Origin of the sequence: Nonomuraea sp. JJY05 (genome assembly GCF_043496855.1) — a bacterium.
Lineage (GTDB): Bacteria > Actinomycetota > Actinomycetes > Streptosporangiales > Streptosporangiaceae > Nonomuraea.
Genome location: NZ_JBIEIS010000009.1, coordinates 348466 through 364539, shown reverse-complemented (window position 1 = coordinate 364539; position 16074 = coordinate 348466). Strand labels below are relative to the sequence as shown.

17 protein-coding genes are annotated in these 16074 nt (G+C 70.5%); 11 read left to right on the top strand and 6 right to left on the bottom strand.

The features are described 5' to 3' along the window. The first annotated feature begins 29 nt into the window (after positions 1-29). The 3 genes from ACFKCF_RS16745 to ACFKCF_RS16735 all read left to right on the top strand — a co-directional run bounded on the left by ACFKCF_RS16745 (position 30) and on the right by ACFKCF_RS16735 (position 2536). On the top strand, positions 30-893 hold the full coding sequence (locus ACFKCF_RS16745; RefSeq protein ID WP_394494517.1) for a carbohydrate ABC transporter permease: 864 nt from the start codon (positions 30-32) through the stop codon (positions 891-893). A 53-nt stretch (positions 894-946) separates the two neighbouring features. Then, positions 947-1711 carry a carbohydrate ABC transporter permease gene (locus ACFKCF_RS16740; RefSeq protein ID WP_394494515.1) on the top strand — a complete coding sequence of 255 codons (765 nt, stop codon included), beginning with the start codon at positions 947-949 and terminating at the stop codon, positions 1709-1711. Between the two features lie 66 nt (positions 1712-1777). Beyond that, positions 1778-2536, top strand: coding sequence for a GntR family transcriptional regulator (locus ACFKCF_RS16735; RefSeq protein WP_394494500.1), 759 nt, complete (start codon positions 1778-1780; stop codon positions 2534-2536). Here ACFKCF_RS16735 and ACFKCF_RS16730 read toward each other — a convergent pair. Next, the gene (locus ACFKCF_RS16730) at positions 2514-4871 is read right to left on the bottom strand and encodes an FAD-dependent oxidoreductase (RefSeq protein WP_394494498.1); all 2358 of its coding nucleotides are present in this window, start codon (positions 4869-4871) and stop codon (positions 2514-2516) included. The two genes, ACFKCF_RS16735 and ACFKCF_RS16730, sit on opposite strands and share 23 nt — an antisense overlap. 70 nt (positions 4872-4941) lie before the next feature. Between ACFKCF_RS16730 and ACFKCF_RS16725 the strand changes: the two genes are divergently transcribed. Both ACFKCF_RS16725 and ACFKCF_RS16720 read left to right on the top strand, forming a co-directional pair. Continuing rightward, positions 4942-5847: a phosphotransferase gene (locus ACFKCF_RS16725; RefSeq protein ID WP_394494496.1), complete on the top strand. Its 906-nt coding sequence runs from the start codon at positions 4942-4944 to the stop codon at positions 5845-5847. A 4-nt stretch (positions 5848-5851) separates the two neighbouring features. Next, a complete protein-coding gene (locus ACFKCF_RS16720) occupies positions 5852-6451 on the top strand; it encodes a DUF4126 domain-containing protein (protein ID WP_394494494.1) in 600 nt (199 codons plus the stop codon). 42 nt (positions 6452-6493) lie between these two features. On the opposite strand, the gene ACFKCF_RS16715 is transcribed toward ACFKCF_RS16720, so the two are convergent. Together ACFKCF_RS16715 and ACFKCF_RS16710 are read right to left on the bottom strand one after the other, a co-directional pair. After that, positions 6494-7288, bottom strand: coding sequence for an alpha/beta fold hydrolase (locus tag ACFKCF_RS16715; RefSeq protein WP_394494492.1), 795 nt, complete (start codon positions 7286-7288; stop codon positions 6494-6496). Then, the gene (locus ACFKCF_RS16710; RefSeq protein WP_394494490.1) at positions 7289-8053 is read right to left on the bottom strand and encodes a glucose 1-dehydrogenase; all 765 of its coding nucleotides are present in this window, start codon (positions 8051-8053) and stop codon (positions 7289-7291) included. 138 nt (positions 8054-8191) lie between these two features. Between ACFKCF_RS16710 and ACFKCF_RS16705 the strand changes: the two genes are divergently transcribed. Both ACFKCF_RS16705 and ACFKCF_RS16700 read left to right on the top strand, forming a co-directional pair. Next, the gene (locus ACFKCF_RS16705; RefSeq protein WP_394494488.1) at positions 8192-8797 is read left to right on the top strand and encodes a hypothetical protein; all 606 of its coding nucleotides are present in this window, start codon (positions 8192-8194) and stop codon (positions 8795-8797) included. A 63-nt stretch (positions 8798-8860) separates the two neighbouring features. After that, the gene (locus tag ACFKCF_RS16700) at positions 8861-9430 is read left to right on the top strand and encodes a Uma2 family endonuclease (protein WP_394494487.1); all 570 of its coding nucleotides are present in this window, start codon (positions 8861-8863) and stop codon (positions 9428-9430) included. Here the strand turns inward: ACFKCF_RS16700 and ACFKCF_RS16695 are convergent, their stop codons facing one another. The 3 genes from ACFKCF_RS16695 to ACFKCF_RS16685 form a co-directional block, all read right to left on the bottom strand. Further along, positions 9431-9988: a hypothetical protein gene (locus tag ACFKCF_RS16695; RefSeq protein ID WP_394494485.1), complete on the bottom strand. Its 558-nt coding sequence runs from the start codon at positions 9986-9988 to the stop codon at positions 9431-9433. It abuts the gene before it with no gap. A gap of 135 nt (positions 9989-10123) precedes the next feature. After that, the gene (locus ACFKCF_RS16690; protein WP_394494484.1) at positions 10124-10705 is read right to left on the bottom strand and encodes a dihydrofolate reductase family protein; all 582 of its coding nucleotides are present in this window, start codon (positions 10703-10705) and stop codon (positions 10124-10126) included. Positions 10706-10948: 243 nt separating this feature from the next. Beyond that, the gene (locus tag ACFKCF_RS16685) at positions 10949-11632 is read right to left on the bottom strand and encodes a helix-turn-helix domain-containing protein (protein ID WP_394494482.1); all 684 of its coding nucleotides are present in this window, start codon (positions 11630-11632) and stop codon (positions 10949-10951) included. 145 nt (positions 11633-11777) lie between these two features. Here ACFKCF_RS16685 and ACFKCF_RS16680 point away from each other — a divergent pair, with 145 nt between their 5' ends. From ACFKCF_RS16680 to ACFKCF_RS16665, 4 genes are all read left to right on the top strand, one after another. Further along, positions 11778-12983: a cytochrome P450 gene (locus ACFKCF_RS16680; RefSeq protein WP_394494480.1), complete on the top strand. Its 1206-nt coding sequence runs from the start codon at positions 11778-11780 to the stop codon at positions 12981-12983. A gap of 14 nt (positions 12984-12997) precedes the next feature. Continuing rightward, positions 12998-13945: an ATP-binding cassette domain-containing protein gene (locus ACFKCF_RS16675; protein ID WP_394494514.1), complete on the top strand. Its 948-nt coding sequence runs from the start codon at positions 12998-13000 to the stop codon at positions 13943-13945. Beyond that, on the top strand, positions 13942-14700 hold the full coding sequence (locus tag ACFKCF_RS16670; RefSeq protein ID WP_394494479.1) for an ABC transporter permease: 759 nt from the start codon (positions 13942-13944) through the stop codon (positions 14698-14700). The genes ACFKCF_RS16675 and ACFKCF_RS16670 overlap by 4 nt, the downstream gene beginning before the upstream one ends. A gap of 339 nt (positions 14701-15039) precedes the next feature. Next, the gene (locus ACFKCF_RS16665; protein WP_394494477.1) at positions 15040-15918 is read left to right on the top strand and encodes a serine protein kinase RIO; all 879 of its coding nucleotides are present in this window, start codon (positions 15040-15042) and stop codon (positions 15916-15918) included. Positions 15919-16074: the final 156 nt, after the last annotated feature.

Below are 16074 nucleotides of genomic sequence, written 5' to 3'. Positions count from 1 at the left end.
GGGCGCCCGCCGGGGACCCCCCGCGCCGGCTGGGACGGCGGGCGCGCGGCTGGCTGTACGTGCTGCCCGCGCTCGCGGTGTACCTGGGCTTCGCCATCTGGCCGGCGCTGAACACGCTCCGCCTGTCGCTCCTGACCTGGGACGGCATCCTTCCGCCGGTCTGGGCTGGTTTCTCCAACTACATCAAGATTTTTCGTGATTCAGCGCTGTATGAGGCCATCCTGCACAGCCTCGCGCTGATCGTCTTCTTCTCGGTCATCCCCATCGGCGTCGGGCTGCTCATGACGGCGCTCCTGATGGGCAAGGTGCGCCGGGGCATGACGTTCTTCCGGATCGTCTTCTTCCTCCCCCAGGTGCTGCCGCTCGTCGCCGTCGGCATCACCTGGCGCTGGCTCTACAGCGACTCCGGCGTCGTCAACCAGTTCCTCGATCTGGTGGGGCTGGGGTCGATCACCCGCGCCTGGCTGGGCGACTACGGCCTGGCGCTGATCGCGCTCGGCCTCATCGGGACGTGGGTGATGAGCGGGTTGTGCATGATGCTCTTCCTGGCCGGCGCGCAGAAGATCGACCCGTCCCTGTACGAGGCGGCCAGGCTCGACGGCGCGGGGGCCTTCCGGCAGTTCCGGCACGTCACCGTGCCCGGGGTGCGCAGGGAGATCACGGTCGCCGGCGTCATCACCACGATCGCCGCGCTGGCCAGCTTCGACCTCGTCTTCGTCACCACGAACGGCGGCCCGGCCGGCCAGACCAACGTGCCCGGCCTGCTCGTCTACCGGCTGGCCTTCAACGAGGGCGACATCGGCGGCGCCAGCGCGCTCGCGGTCGTGCTGACCGTGATCGTGGTCGCCGTCGTCAGCGCCGTCCGATACTTCACCAGGGATGATCAGAGTTGAGAACGCTCGGCGGTGTCAGTGTCCGGTACGGAGTGCTCGTCCTGCTGGCGGTGATGGTGCTGGTGCCCTTCGCCGGCATCGTCCTGGCCGCCCTGCACCCTTCGGGAGCCCAGCTCGACGGGCTGAGCATCCCGGACAGATGGTCGTGGGAGACCTTCGCGCTCGCCTGGGAGCGGGGCAACTTCACCAACCTCATGACTTCGAGCGTGCTGATCGCGGTCTTCGTGGTGCCGCTGGCGGTGGTGATGGCCACGCTCGCCGGGTACGGGCTGGCGATCCTCAAGGTGTGGGGGCACCGGACGTTGTCGTTCGGGTTCGTGATGGGGCTCACGCTGCCGATCGAGGTCATCGTGGTGGCGCTCTACTTCAACCTGCGCGAGGTCGGCCTCACCAACTCCTACGTCGGCGTCATCCTGGCCGAGGCGGCGCTGTTCATGCCGTTCGGGGTGTACTGGATGCAGACGCACTTCTCGAACGTGCCCGAGGAGCTCGTCGAGGCGGCGCGCATCGACGGCGCCCGGGACCTCGTGGTGCTGGCGCGGGTGCTGCTGCCCATCTCGTGGCCCGCGGTCACCACGCTGTCGGTTCTCTACTTCATGTGGTCGTGGAACCAGTTCATGCTGGTGCTGGTCATGATGCAGGACCCGGACCGGCGCACCGCACCGAGCGGGCTGGGGCTCTTCGTCGGCCAGTACACGACGGACATCCCGTTGCTGGCGGCGGCCTGCCTGATCGTCATCGCCCCGATCGTCGTCGTCTACCTCGTCTTCCAGCGCAGCTTCGTCAACGGCATCACCCAGGGCGCCATCAAGGGCTGACCCCCGGTCGGCGGGCAAGTGGCTCACATTTGGCATTCACGCCGAAACCCATGCCAAGATGCGCGTGTGGTCGGGACACCGCCGGAGCTGGAGCGTGGCACGGGAGTCCCCGCGCACGTGCAGATCGAGCGGTGGCTGCTCGAGTCGATCTCCAGCGGCGAGATGGAGCCGGGCGACCGGCTGCCCGGCGAGCGGGAGCTGGCCGGGCGGCTGGGCGTGAGCAGGATGACGCTCAGGCAGGCGCTGGCCACCCTGGAGCGCGACGGCGTGCTGATCAGGGTGCCCGGCAGGTCGGGCGGCGCATTCGTGGCCGAGCCGCGCATCGAGTGCGACCTGACCGGGCTGGCCGGGTTCACCGAGCAGATGCGGCGCTCCCACCTGCGGGCCGAGGCGCGGGTCCTGGTGGCGGCGACCGTGGCCGCCCCGCGGGCGGCGGCCGCGGCGCTGCGGGTGGCGGAGGGCTCGCCGGTGCACGAGGTGGCCAGGGTGCGCTCGGCCGGGCTGTCGCCGGTGGCGCTGGAGCACTCCTGGTTCCCGCCCCTGCCCGGCTTCCTCGATCAGGACCTCACCGGCTCCCTCTACGCCCTGCTGGCCGCCCGCTACGACCTGGAGCCGCGCACGGCGGTCGAGCACCTGGCCCCGGTGATCGCCCGACCGGCGGAGGCCGCCGACCTGGGCATCGCCCCCGGCGCGCCGCTCATGCTCATCGAGCGCACCGCCCACGCGGGCGACGGCACGCCGGTGGAGTTCGCCCGGGACCTGTTCCGCCCCGACCGGGTCCGGATCTCGGTACGCAGCGGCGTCACGGAACCAAAGGGGTCTTGACCACGACGCCCGGCACCCAGGCGCCCTCGACCTCGATCTCGACCTGGGCCCCCGGGCCGACCGGCAGGTAGGCGTAGGCGATCGACTCCTTCGCCGTGTAGCCGTACCCGCCCGAGGTGACCCGGGCCACGACCTGCCCGTCCAGCCGTACGGGCTCGTTGCCGAGCGCGACGGCCCGCGGGTCGCGCAGCGTCACGCACCGCAGCCGCCGCTCGGGGGAGGCGTCCAGGGCGTCCTTGCCGAGGAAGTCCTTGTCCTTCTTGACGCAGAACCCCAGCCCCGCCTCGTACGGCGTCGTCTCGGGCCCGATGTCCGCGCCCCACACCCGGTAGCCCTTCTCCAGCCGCAGGCTGTCGATGGCCCGGTAGCCGCCGGCCACCAGCCCGTACGGCTCCCCCGCCCGCCACAGCTCCTGCCACAGTCCCAGCCCGTACTCGGTGGAGCAGTACAGCTCCCAGCCCGCCTCCCCCACGAACGTGACCCGCAGCGCCAGCACCGGCACGTCCCCCACGTTGATCTCCCGCGACGACATGAACGGGAAGCCCATCGGGTCGGGCGTGAGCCCGGCGATGATCTCGGGGGCGCGCGGGCCCCACAGGGCGAAGCACGCGTACTGGCCGGTGACGTCGGCGATCCTGGCCGTCGCGCCGGTGCGCGCGGCCTGCTTGCGCAGCCAGCCGAGGTCGTGCGAGCCGAACGCGGTGCCGGTGACGATCAGGAACTCCTGCTCGCCCCGCCTGGTCACGGTGAAGTCGCACTCGATGCCGCCGCGCCGGTTGAGCGCCTGGGTGTAGGTGACGGCGCCGACCTCGCGGGCGACCCGGTTGTCGCACACCCATTCCAGCAGGTCCGCCGCGTCCGGGCCGGAGACCTCGATCTTCGCGAACGAGCTCTCGTCGAACAGGCCCGCCGTGGTGCGCGTGGCCCGGTGCTCCACGCCGATCGCCGGCGACCAGACCCGTCCGGCCCATCCGTCGGGGCGCTCCCCCTCTCCCGTCGAGTTCGAGTCGTAGTAGTTGACCCGCTCCCAGCCGGACTTCTCGCCGAAGACGGCGCCGTGGGCGGCGTGCCAGCCGTACGCGGGCGAGAGCCGCAGGGGCCGTCCCGCCGAGCGCTCGTGGCCCGGGTAGCGGATGTCGTAGTACGTCTCGTAGTTCTCGACGGCCCGCTTGATCGTGTACGACGGCGAGCGGTACTGGCGGCCGAAGCGGCGGATGTCCATGTGCCAGAGGTCCATGCTGGGCTCGCCCTCGACGATCCACTCGGCCATCACCTTGCCGATGCCGCCCGCGCCCGCGATGCCGTGCGCGCAGAACCCGGCCGCCACGAAGAACCCGCCGACCTCCGTCTCCCCCAGGCAGAACTCGTTGTCGGGGGTGAACGCCTCGGGGCCGTTGATCAGCTTGCGGATGCCGACGTCGGCCATTGCGGGCACACGGATCCGGGAATTATCCGAAATTTCCTCAAATCTCGGCCAATCTTCGGACAAGAGGCGGCCGTTGAAGTCCGCGGGGACGGCGTCGAAGGAGTTCGGGCCGGCCGTCCAGGGCGCGCAGGTGCGCTCGTACCCCCCCATGACCAGCCCCTGCACCTCCTGCCGGTAGTAGACGAGCAGGTCGGGGTCGCGCAGCGTGGGCAGCCCCGTGTGGTCGTGGCAGGCGTCGGTCACCACGTACTGGTGCGACATGGGCACGATCGGGATCCGCACCCCGGCCATGCGGCCGATCTCGGCCGCGAACATGCCGCCGCAGTTGACCACGATCTCGCAGTCGAGGTCCCCCTGGTCGGTGCGCACGCCGGTGACGCGGCCGTTCGCCGTCGTGATGCCGAGCACCCTGGTGTTGGTACGGATCACCGCCCCGCCCTCGCGGGCCCGCTGGGCCAGGGCGTAGCAGAGCTGCGAGGGGTCGATCTGCCCGTCCGTGGGCAGGTACGCGGCGCCTACGACACCCTCGGGGTCCATCAGGGGGAACAGCTCGACGGCCTCGGCCACCGAGATCTCCTCCAGCGGCAGCCCGAACGTCCGCGCCCAGCCGATCTGCCGGCGGATCTCCGCCATACGCTCGGGCGTGGAGGCCAGCTTGATGCCTCCGCACTCCGTCCACCCGGCGTCGAGGGTGCGGTAGAGCTCGACGGAGTACTGGTTCATGCGGGTCAGGGTGGGATCGGCGCGCAACTGGCCGACCAGGCCCGCCGAGTGGAAGGTGGAGCCGCTGGTGAGCTCGTCCCGCTCCAGCAGGACGACGTCGCGTTCGCCGAGTTGGGTGAGGTGGTAGGCGACGGACGCGCCGCCCACCCCGCCACCGATGATCACGATGCGGGCCGAGTCGCTCATGCTGGCGAGGCTAACCTTCGGACCGGTAAAAGGTCTAGACCGTTTAGCGTCGCCCGTCCTAGCATCGAGCATGGCCGTGCCCGAGGTGCTCGATCGCATTCCGCTGCTGTCCGGCGTGCCGCGCTCCGTCGAGGAGCTGCCCGGAGGGCTGACCAACCGCAACTACAAGGTCACGACCCCGGACGGGACTTACGTGGCGCGCGTGTGGGCCGGCGACGGCTCGCTGCTGGGCATCGACAGGGACGCCGAGCACGCGTGCTCGCTGGCCGCCGCCGCGGCGGGGGTGGGGGCGCCGGTGCACGCGTACCTGCCCGAGCTGGGGGTGCTGGTGGTGGGCTTCCTGCCGGCGCGGACGTTCACCGAGGCCGACCTCCGCGACCCGGCGAACCTGCCCCGGGTGGCGCAGGCGTGCCGCCGCCTGCACGCGGGGCCGCGGTTCGTACGGGACTTCGACATGTTCGAGGTCCAGCGGCACTACCTGGGGATCGTTCGGGAGCGGGGCTACCGGCTTCCCGCGGGCTACCTCGACTTCATGCCCGCTGTCGACGACATCCGGAAATGTCTGCAAATAAGGGCGGAAGGCACCGTCCCCTGCAACAACGACCTCCTGCCCGGCAACATCCTCGACGACGGGCGGCGCCTCTGGCTGATCGACTACGAGTACGCCGGCAACAACGACCCCTGCTTCGAGCTCGGCAACATCTGGAGCGAGGCCGACCTGCCGCTCGGCCACCTGGAGGAGCTCGTCACGGCCTACTACGGCCGCCGCCTGCGCCACAGGATCGCCCGCGCCCGGCTGCTCGGCCTCATGTCCAAGTACGGCTGGACGCTCTGGGCCTCCATCCAGGACGGCGCGAACGAGACCATCGACTTCGACTTCTGGTCGTGGGGCATGGAGAAGTACGAGCGGGCGGTGTCCGAATTCACCGGATCTGGGCTTGCGCACCTCATGGACGAGGCGGCGCGGGCAGACTAGGGGCATGTTCGCCGCACTGACCGGCCTCGGCCTGTCCACGGCCGCCGGGCTGAACGCCTACATCCCGCTCCTGGTTGTGGGTGTCCTGGCCAACTTCACGGACACCGTGAAACTCCCCGACGGCTACTCCTGGCTGTCCAACTGGGGCGTGCTCGCAGTGATCGCCGTCCTGCTGGCGGCCGAGTTCGTCCTGGACAAGGTGCCCGCCGTCGACAGCATCAACGACACCGTCCAGACCGTGGTGCGCCCGGCGTCGGGCGGCGTGGTCTTCTCGGCCACGCAGGCGGCGGCCGAGGTGGACCACTCCACCTGGATGGCCGAGCACCCGTGGGCCGGCTGGCTGCTGGGCATCGTGATGGCGCTGGCCGTGCACGCGGTCAAGGCCACCGCCCGGCCGGTCATCAACGCCGGCACGGCGGGCGTGGGCGCCCCGGTGGTGAGCACGGCGGAGGACGCGGGCTCGCTCGGCATGAGCCTGGTCGCCGTCTTCGCCCCCGTGCTGGTGATCGTCGCGTTGCTGGTGATGGCCGTGCTGGCCTGGTGGCTGATCAGGAAGGTACGCCGCATGCGCGCCCGCAGGAGAGCGGCCCGCGGCGGCCCCTGACCCCGGGTCGCTCCTGGCCCGCAGTCATTCCTGGAACCCCCGTCATTCCTGGGCCCGGAGCCACTCCTCCACGAGGTCCACGAACTCGGTCGGGCGCTCCTCGTGCAGCCGGTGACTGGCGCCCTCCCAGCACACGACCCTGGACGCGGGGTGCTTGAGCAGGCCGGACTCCCAGCTCGCCCGTTCCGGATCCGCCCAGATCGACAGCACCGGGCAGCGCCGGCGGGCCAGGTAGTCGTCGCTGGCCGGGCGCACCCCGATGGCGTCCGGGGCCGTGAACATGGCCTCGAACGCCTGGACCAGCACGTGCGGCGGCATGCCGTACAGCCTGCGCTTGTGCCAGCGCCTGATGACGGCGGGCGTGCCGGCGTTCGTGCACCACTCGTCGATCTTCTCGGCGGCGGCGTGCGGGTGCTCGCCGCGCAGGCCCGCGATCATCCTGGGGAGTCGCCGGGCGACCTGGTCGGTCATGCCGTAGCCGGGGTCGACGGTGACGAGCCCGCGTACGAGCTCGGGATGTTCGACGGCGAGGATGGAGACCACCTGGCCGCCCATCGAGTGCCCGACGGCGACCACCTGCGGGATGCCCCGGCTTTCGAGGAGGACGCGCAGGTCGCCGGCCATCTCGCGCGGCGTGTTGCCGCTCTCGGGGACGGACGAGTAGCCGTGGCCGCGCAGGTCCACGGCGATCACCCGGTGGGTGGCCGCCAGCGCGTCGATGTGCCACGACCACTGGTGGGAGTCGGTGCCCCACCCGTGGACGAGCAGCAGCGGGGGTCCGTCACCGTCCTCCGTGTAGAAGAGCCTGATATTTTCGCCGACATCCGCGTACGGCATCTATTGACCCCCACCCTCCAGTCGGGACAGCAGCGCGCCCTCTCCCGCCGTCCACCCGCCGTCCACGGCCAGCTCCGCGCCCGTCACGTACGAGGCCGCGTCGGACAGCAGGAACGCGATGGCCTCCGCCACCTCCTCCGGCTCGCCCCAGCGCCCGGCGGCGGCCAGCGGGAAGGTCCCGTCCCCTGAGACGGCCCCGAGCGGCTGCGTCATCGGGGTGACGATCATTCCGGGATGTACGGAGTTGACCCGGATACGGTCCTTGCCGAACTCCAACGCGGCGATCTTGGTCAGCCCGCGCACGCCCCACTTGGACGCGCCGTAGCCGCCCGTACCGGGGAGGGCGGTGAGGCCGGCGACGGACGACAGGTTCACGACGGCGCCGCCGCCGGACTCGCGCATGGCCCTGACCACCGCTTTGAGCCCCAGGAAGACGCCGACCAGGTTCACCTGGAGCACGCGCTCGAAGGCCTCCAGCGGCTGGTGCTCGATCGGCTGCGCGAGGGCGATGCCCGCGTTGTTCACCAGCCCGTCGAGCCTGCCGTACGCCTCCAGGGTGGCGGCGACCACGTCGGCCCACTGGTCCTGATTTGTCACATCGTGGGGGAAAAATCGGACACCCAGCTCCTTGGCGGTGGCCGTACCCTCCTCCACCAGCACATCGGTGATCACGACCTGGGCCCCGGCCGCGACGCAGCGCCGCGCGGTGGCCGCCCCCATCCCCCGGGCGCCACCGGTGATGATCACAACCTTGCCGTCGAGCACGTCACCCCGCCCTTCCCGCCGCCCTCCGAGAGAACTGAAGCACAGCACCGCTGCTCCGATCAAGTGCTTGCTTGGTTTCTCGGCCGCGCCGATCCCGCCCAGGCCGACTATCCTTCAAATCATCGAGACCCACAGGAGGTGGCGGAGATCAGCGAGCTGCTTGTCGTCCTACTGGTGATCCTGGCGTTCTTCCTGCTGCTGGGCGGTGTGGGCGTCTACCTCCTGGTCAAGCTGGGCAGGAAGGCGGCGGTCAAGGCCAAACAGGCCACGACCCGGCTCACCACCCACGTCAACGCCATGGGCACGGGCGACGCCGCCGAGGTCGAGCGCCTCCGCCTCGACCTGCGCCGCGAGGTCTCCCTCACCCGCCAGGCCGTCGACCACGCCCAGCGCCTGGGCTGGGGCCTCGGCGACCTCCCCCGGCTCATGGCCGACCTCTCCGCGCAGGCGGACGTCCACGACGGCCAGCTCGGCATGTACGCCCAGCAGCGCCGCATGTCCCCGTACGTCGACCACGCCACCCTCGACCGGCTCAGGGAGCACCAGGCCAAGCTGACGGCGATGTGCGCCCGCATCCGCGCCGACCTCCTGGGCGACCAGGTGCAGCACACGGCCACGGGCATCGCCGACCTCGGCTCCCGCACCGACCTCGAGATCGAGGCCCGCCGCCACGCCCCCGACCCGCTGGACCAGATCGACGAGCTCTACCGCCGCTCGATGGAGGAACGCAAAGACCTCCCCTGACGACTACTCCACGTGGCAGAATGAGCGCGCCGCGTGAAACGCTGAGGAGGCAGAATGATGACTATGACCCTTCCTGAGTGGTTCTACCCCGGCCCGCCCGGCGGCTGGACCGCCGACATGCTCGATCGCCTTCCCCCCGACGCGCCCCGGCACGTCGAACTGATCGATGGGTCACTCATCATGATGTCGCCGCAGACCGGCTTCCACATGCTCGTAGTCCGGTGGTTCTCCAGGTCGCTTCGCCCGCCGCGGGAGCTCATGGCCGTTGACCAGATGACGGTGACGCTGGGAATGCGTCAACGGCCAGAGCCGGATGTCCTTCTGGTCAAGAGAGCGGCTTTCAGCAGGCAACGCACCTCGTTCAAGCCCGAGGACGTCCATCTCGTTGTCGAGGTGGTCTCGGCGGAATCCAAAGAGAGGGATCGATCCACCAAGCCGATCAAGTATTCAAGCGCGGGCATCAGGTACTTCTGGCGAGTGGAGGAGGAGGATGGTCAGCCCGTGGTCTACACCTTTGAGCTCGAGCCCGCAGTCAGGGCTTATGTTCCCACCGGCATCCATCGCAAGCGACTTCAGACCAACATCGGATTCGATGTGGACATCGACCTCGACCTGGATAAGGCCGAGGAATGATCAGTCACCCCACTCCCTGTAGATGAACGCCGCGAGTTCCGCCTCGGTGGCGCCGCCGTTGGCCAGGGCCTTGGTGGCCTGGGCCTGGGCTCGGGTGGGGAGCCGGCCCTCGATGAGGATGGGCAGCGACAGCCGCCGCAGCAGCACCTCGGACGCCGAGATCCCGGACGTCCGGCGGGTGACGGCCACGTTCACCCGCAGCCCGTGCTCGTTGCCGGGCGGGACGGTGGGGCGGTCGATCTCGATGGCGGAGTAGCGGAAACCGTTGGCCAGGTCGCAGGGAGCGCACCCGGCCGGGCCCCTGCTGAGCCGATCGCCGCACTCGGGGCAGGTCAGGCGGTCGTAGGCGGCGTCCACCACGCGCCACGGGTGCTTGTCGGGCTCGTCGGTGACCATCTCGGCGATGAGGCGCTCGTCCGGTGGCCGGGTGGTGCCGAACTCCTGTTCAAGGAACGCGCGCCAGCCCTCCTCCACGATCTCGTCGACCAGTCCGGCGCACCGGGCGCAGTCAGGGGCTCCGGCGGGCTCCCAGTGGTCACATTCCGGGCAACGTCGCATGCGCGCACCGTACAAGCCCGGCCGGATCCACCGCACCTCATTTCTTGAGCGGAACGACCCACGAGTTCGGTGCGCGGTCGGGCGTCGCCCCCGCGGCGCATCGACGAGTCCGGCGGATCACCGGGGCCCGGCAGGTCAGGCGATCGAGGCGTAGCGCAGCAGGACGTTGTCGGAGCCGTCGAGGCGGCGGACCTCCGCGACGGTGAACCCCTCGACCGGCTGGGTGAAGATCGGCTTCCCCTCACCGAGCGCCTTCGCTCCGACGACCAGGTGCAGCTCGTCGACGAGCCCGGCGCGCAGCAGGGCGTTCCACGTGATCCGGCTGCCGAAGGTGACGATGTCGCCGCTGGTGCGTTGCTTGAGCTCCTTGACCCATCCCTCGGCGTCGGCGCGCTTGACCACGGTCGTGCGGTCCGCCCACGGCGCGATGTCCTCGTCCGTGAGCGAGTCCGAGACGACGCTGACCTCGATCCGCCCGTAGAACCCGCCGAACTGCTGATTCACCGCGGACGCCTGGGGGTTGTCCGCCTGGGCGGGCCAGAAGCCCATGAACATGCGGTACGAGTCGGCGCCGAGCAGCAGCGAGCCGGCGGCCTGGATCCGCTCCAGGTTGTAGGCGTCGAAGGCGGCGTCCATCGGCAGCACGAGCGGGTTGCCGTCCGCCGCCGCGTAGAAACCGTCAAGGGACATGATGTTGCAGACAACCAGCTTCGCCATGTCAGGCACTCCGCTTCCTTCGTCGATCAGCTTGTGGCGCCCAGCATGTCCGGCGTGCGCGTCGGCCGACAGAGGCAAATGTCACCAGACCTGCGGTGACTTCCACTACATCGATCGAGCTCAAGCAGGTCGCGGGAACCCGCAGCCTCCCTGTTCCTCCCGCGGCCGGAGCGTCCGGGGGAGCACTTCGACGAGGCCAGGGCGTGAGCCACGGATGTCAATCCTGTCCGGCCGCTGGGCCGATCACGACAGGAGGTAGCGCCAGCGCTCGGCCGACTCCAGCAAATCCAGGCTGACCCGTTCCAGGAAGGCCCCTCCCTTGGCCAGCCGGCGTCCCACGGGCGCGTCGAGGCCGAAGGTCTCCCCCGCCGCCTTCGCGACCTCCGCCGCATCGAGCGACTTCCGCGAGCTGGTCACGATCGACTGGTACCAGGCATTGTCGTCGACCACGTAGATGTCGCGACGCCGCTGCGGATCGCGCTCGCGCCCGATCAGCCCCTGCTCGATCAGGTAGCCCACAGCCAGGGAGACCGAGGCCGGGCTGACCTTCAGCCTGCGCGTCAGCTCGGCCGCGGTGAGTCTGCCGTCCTCGTGCAGCCACAGGCTGATGAGCACGCGCGCCATCATCTTCGGCAGCCCCATCCGGACCGCTATCTCGATGACCTCGTCCCCCAGCTCGTAGCTCTGGCCGTCGGGCGGCCCGGCCGCGAACCGGAGAGCCGGCGTGCCGCGCCGCGCCCGCCGCTCCGCCGCCCGGTGCGCCTGCTCGGGCCGGTAACCGCCGGCCCCGCCGTTGCGGCCGACCTCCCGGCTGATCGTCGAGGTCGGCCGGTCCAGCCGCCTGGCGATCTCGGCGTAGGAACGCCCTTCGGCGAGGCCGGCCGCGATGCGCTGGCGGTCCCGCTGGGTCAACCTTCCTCGTGACATGACGCCATTGTTGCGTTCGTCGCCACTCAATGCAACGAAGCATTGCGTTCGGGTCCAGCGCCATTGCATCAATTCGCCCGCTCTTACCTGCGAATACAGATTCCGTCGATTGCAGCTTCTTTGAATGCAACGTAGCTTTCAGTACATGTCGAACACGTACTATCGCGATGAGACGGTCAGCCCCTCCCTCGACCGCGCACCCGCCTGCCCCTTCGATCCCGCCCCCGAGGTCACCGCGCTGCGCGCCGAGCAGCCGATCGCCCGGCTGGCCGCGCCCGAGGGCGCCCCCGGCGTCTGGCTGGTCACCGGCTACGGGCTGGTTCGCCAGATCCTCGCCGACCCGCGTTTCAGCTCCCGCTACGAGACCCAGTACCACCCGCTGATGGGGCACATGCCGCCCGCCCCCGCCGGCGACCTGAGCGGCATGGACGCGCCCGAACACACCCGCTTCCGCAAGCTGCTGGCGGGCAAGTTCACCGTCCGCAGGATGAACCTGCTCACCGAGCGGGTCACCGAGATCACCCGTGAACGGCTCGACGCGATGGAGCGGCAGGGGCCGCCCGCCGACCTCGTCGAGGCCTTCGCCCGGCCGGTCCCCGCGCTGATGATCTGCGAGCTGCTCGGCGTCCCGTACGAGGACCGCGAGCAGTTCCAGACCTCCACGCGCACCCTCTCGGACGCCGCCGAGCCCGAGGCGCAGTACGCCGCCTTCATCGAGCTCGGCGACTACCTGCGGACGCTCGCGCTCGCCAAGCGCGCGAACCCGACCGACGACCTGCTCAGCGACCTGGCCACGGGCGGCGACCTGACCGACGAGGAGCTCGGCGGCGTGGCCGCCTTCCTGCTCGGCGCCGGCCTCGACACCACCGCCAACATGCTCGCGCTCGGCACCTTCGCCCTGCTGCGCGACCCGGCACAGCTCGCCGCCCTGCGCGACGACCCCGGCCTGGCCGCCGGCGCCGTGGAGGAGCTGCTGCGCCACCTGTCCATCGCCGCCATGGGCATGCGCGGCGTGCTGGAGGACGTCGAGCTCGGCGGCAGGCGGCTCAAGGCCGGCGACACGGTCATCATCGCGCTCAACGCCGCCAACAGGGACCCGGCCAAGTTCTCCGACCCCGACGTGCTCGACCTGCGCCGCTCGGCCACCGGGCACCTGGCCTTCGGCCACGGCATCCACCAGTGTCTCGGCCAGCAGCTCGCCCGCGTCGAGATGCGCGTCGCCTTCCCCGCGCTGTTCACCCGGTTCCCGGCGCTGCGCCTCGCCGTACCGGCGGAAGAGGTGCCGCTGCGCACCGACCCCGCGCAGATCTACGGCGTGCTCAGCCTGCCCGTCACCTGGGACCGAGCGTGAGCGCGATGCGGACCATGGAGCCACCCGCCATCTCGGTGACGGGACTGCGCAAGTCGTACGGCACGCACCGCGTACTGGACGGCATCGACCTCACCGTCCCGCAGGGCACGATCTTCTCCCTGCTCGGCCCCAACGGCGCGGGCAAGACCACCATGGTGCAGATCCTGTCCACCCTGATCAGGGCCGACGCCGGCGAGATCCGGGTGGCCGGGCACGACCTGGCCGCAGAGCCTGACCAGGTGCGCGCCGCGATCGGCGTCACCGGCCAGTTCTCCGCCGTCGACGGCTTCCTCACCGGCGAGGAGAACCTGCGGCTCATGGCCGACCTGCTCCACCTCGGCCGCTCCAGGGGCCGCGAGCGGGCCCGCGAGCTGCTGGCCCGCTTCGACCTCACCGACGCCGCGCGCAAGCCGGCGGCCGCCTACTCGGGCGGCATGCGCCGCCGGCTCGACCTCGCCATGACCATGGTCGGCACGCCCAGACTGATCTTCCTCGACGAGCCGACCACGGGTCTGGACCCGCGCAGCCGCCGCACCATGTGGCAGATCGTCAGGGACCTGGTCGAGCAGGACGGCGTGACCGTCTTCCTGACCACGCAGTACCTGGAGGAGGCCGACGAGCTCGCCCACCGCATCGCCCTGCTCAGCCAGGGCGCGCTGGTGGCCGAGGGCACCCCGGAGGAGCTCAAGCGGCTGGTCCCCGGCGGCCACATCGTCGTGCGCTTCGCCGACGCCGACGGCTACCGCAGGGCCGCGCCGCACGTCGGCGCCACCTCGCACAACGACGCGGCGCTCACCGTCCAGATCCCCGACTCCGGTGGCGTCAGGACGCTGAAGAAGCTCCTGGAGTGGCTGGACGCCCAGACCATCGACGTCGCCGAACTGTCGGTGCGCACCCCCGATCTGGACGAGGTCTTCCTCGCCCTGACCCAGGAGCCCTCGACCAAGGAGCCCTCCCGATGAGAGCGATCGCCGACTCGGCGACGATGCTGCGCCGCCAGGTCAGACACATCTGGCGCTACCCCTCGCTGATCTTCACCTTCGCCGCCGTCCCCGTGGTGTTCCTGCTGCTGTTCGTGTACGTCTTCGGCGGCACCATGGGCGCGGGCATCGGCGGCGACCGCGCCGTCTACGTCGGTTACCTCACCCCCGGCATCATGATCACGACGATCGCGGGCGCCGCGCAGGGCACCGCGATCTCGGTGGCCACCGACATGACCGAGGGCATCATCGCCAGGTTCAAGACCATGGCCATCGCCCGCGTCTCGGTGCTCACCGGGCACGTACTCGGGGCGATGGTGCAGACGTTCATCGCGATCGCCGCGGTGACCCTGGTGGCCGTGCTGATCGGTTTCCGCCCGGCCGCCTCCGCGCTGGACTGGCTCGGCGTGGTCGGCGTGCTGGCCATGTTCACCTTCGCCATCACCTGGCTGTCGGTCGCGCTCGCCCTGGTCTCCAGGAGCGTCACCACGGCCAGCAACCTGCCGATGCCGCTGATGCTGCTGCCGTTCCTCGGCAGCGGTTTCGTACCGACCGAGTCGATGCCGGCCGGGTTGCGCTGGTTCGCCGAGCACCAGCCGGCCACCCCCGTCATCGAGACGCTGCGCGCGCTGCTGGCCGGGCGTCCGGCGGGGTCCAGCTTCCTGGAGGCGGCTGTGTGGAGCGCGGGCATCGCCCTGGTCAGTTACCTGTGGGCACGCAGGCTCTACAACCGATGAGACTGACGCCGGCCTGCCGCCGAGTCCGTGCTCGGCGGTACGGACGCGAGCCTGCCGACCCCGCTGTCACTTCGGCTGATCCCTCAAGGCGGGGCGACAGGGGTGACGGCGGGCGTCGTTTAATCGGTTGCGAGGGCAACGCGGGGCCCGGCATACTCGGGCCCGAGTTGATCGCTTGGCAGCGGCTCGACGATGATCGCCGTGCCATGCAGCGAAGGGAGGGTGAGACCGTGACGACGACTGTTCGCGTGCCGTTTTCCGCGTCCTCAAGCCTTCCCACCGCGCGTTCGCTGACCTGATCGACGAGCCGGTGGGCCTCACCTCTGGAGCAATCCCACCGTGCCCAAGCACTCGCAGCACCGCACCCGTGGCAAGTACGCCCTCGACGCCGACGACCTCGAATGGCTCGAGAGCAGCACTACCGAGACCGACGACGGGCCACCCGAGGGTGACCGCTGGTCCACCTGGGACCAGAGCACTCCCACGGAGAAGGGGCCCAAGCCGTACCCCGGCTGGCTGGTCACCGAGCTGGCCGCCGTCGACACCGAGCACGGCGTGCTCAAGACCGGCAAGGAAGCCGACGTCCACCTGATCTCGCGGGGCGTGCCCGGCACGGACCGGGTCTGCCTGCTGGCCGCCAAGCGCTACCGCTCCTCCGAGCACCGGCTGTTCCACCGCGACTCCGGCTACCTGGAGGGCCGCAGGACCCGCGAGAGCCGCATGAACCGCGCCATGGCCAACCGCACCGCGTTCGGCAGGCAGGTGATCGCCGCCCAGTGGGCGGTCGCCGAGTTCGGGGCGTTGTGCCGGCTGTGGGAGCTGGGGGTTCCCGTGCCGTACCCGGTGCAGATCGTGGAGACGGAGATCCTGCAGGAGTTCATCGGGACCCGGGACGGGTTCGCGGCGCCGCGGCTGGCGCAGGTGTCCGACGACCTGGGCGGGCTTTGGGAGCAGCTCGTGGCGGCCATGGTCACGCTGGCCAGGGAGGGGCTGGCCCACGGGGACCTGTCGCCGTACAACCTGCTGGTCCATGACGGCAGGCTGGTGATCATCGACCTGCCGCAGATCGTGGACGTGATCGCCCACCCGACCGGCCCCTCGTTCCTGGACCGGGACGCCCACAACGTCGCCACCTGGTTCGCCGCCAAGGGCGTCCCGGCCGCCGACCCGGAAGCCCTCGCCGCACTCCTTCGCAGAGAGGCCGGCCTGTCCCAGTGATCCGGCTCCCGTCCCGCAGCCCGGCCACCTGCGACACACCGAGGCGCCGGATGGCGGAGCGGGACGGCCGGATAGCGGGGGGGAGTCGCAGCCCTGGCCGTCGCCGCGCGATCAAGGGCGCGCAGGGCGGCGGGCTGCGACGCGCCGGAACGGGGA

Bases quoted from the DNA above. Each gene is read 5' to 3' on its own strand.
- ACFKCF_RS16670 (WP_394494479.1), top strand. From the start codon at position 13,942: ATGAGAGCGATCGCCGACTCGGCGACGATGCTGCGCCGCCAGGTCAGA.
- ACFKCF_RS16690 (WP_394494484.1), bottom strand. From the start codon at position 10,705: ATGGCGAAGCTGGTTGTCTGCAACATCATGTCCCTTGACGGTTTCTAC.
- ACFKCF_RS16675 (WP_394494514.1), top strand. From the start codon at position 12,998: ATGGAGCCACCCGCCATCTCGGTGACGGGACTGCGCAAGTCGTACGGC.
- ACFKCF_RS16695 (WP_394494485.1), bottom strand. From the start codon at position 9,988: ATGCGACGTTGCCCGGAATGTGACCACTGGGAGCCCGCCGGAGCCCCT.
- ACFKCF_RS16725 (WP_394494496.1), top strand. From the start codon at position 4,942: ATGGCCGTGCCCGAGGTGCTCGATCGCATTCCGCTGCTGTCCGGCGTG.
- ACFKCF_RS16715 (WP_394494492.1), bottom strand. From the start codon at position 7,288: ATGCCGTACGCGGATGTCGGCGAAAATATCAGGCTCTTCTACACGGAG.
- ACFKCF_RS16700 (WP_394494487.1), top strand. From the start codon at position 8,861: ATGACCCTTCCTGAGTGGTTCTACCCCGGCCCGCCCGGCGGCTGGACC.
- ACFKCF_RS16685 (WP_394494482.1), bottom strand. From the start codon at position 11,632: ATGTCACGAGGAAGGTTGACCCAGCGGGACCGCCAGCGCATCGCGGCC.
- ACFKCF_RS16730 (WP_394494498.1), bottom strand. From the start codon at position 4,871: ATGAGCGACTCGGCCCGCATCGTGATCATCGGTGGCGGGGTGGGCGGC.
- ACFKCF_RS16720 (WP_394494494.1), top strand. From the start codon at position 5,852: ATGTTCGCCGCACTGACCGGCCTCGGCCTGTCCACGGCCGCCGGGCTG.
- ACFKCF_RS16680 (WP_394494480.1), top strand. From the start codon at position 11,778: ATGTCGAACACGTACTATCGCGATGAGACGGTCAGCCCCTCCCTCGAC.
- ACFKCF_RS16740 (WP_394494515.1), top strand. From the start codon at position 947: ATGGTGCTGGTGCCCTTCGCCGGCATCGTCCTGGCCGCCCTGCACCCT.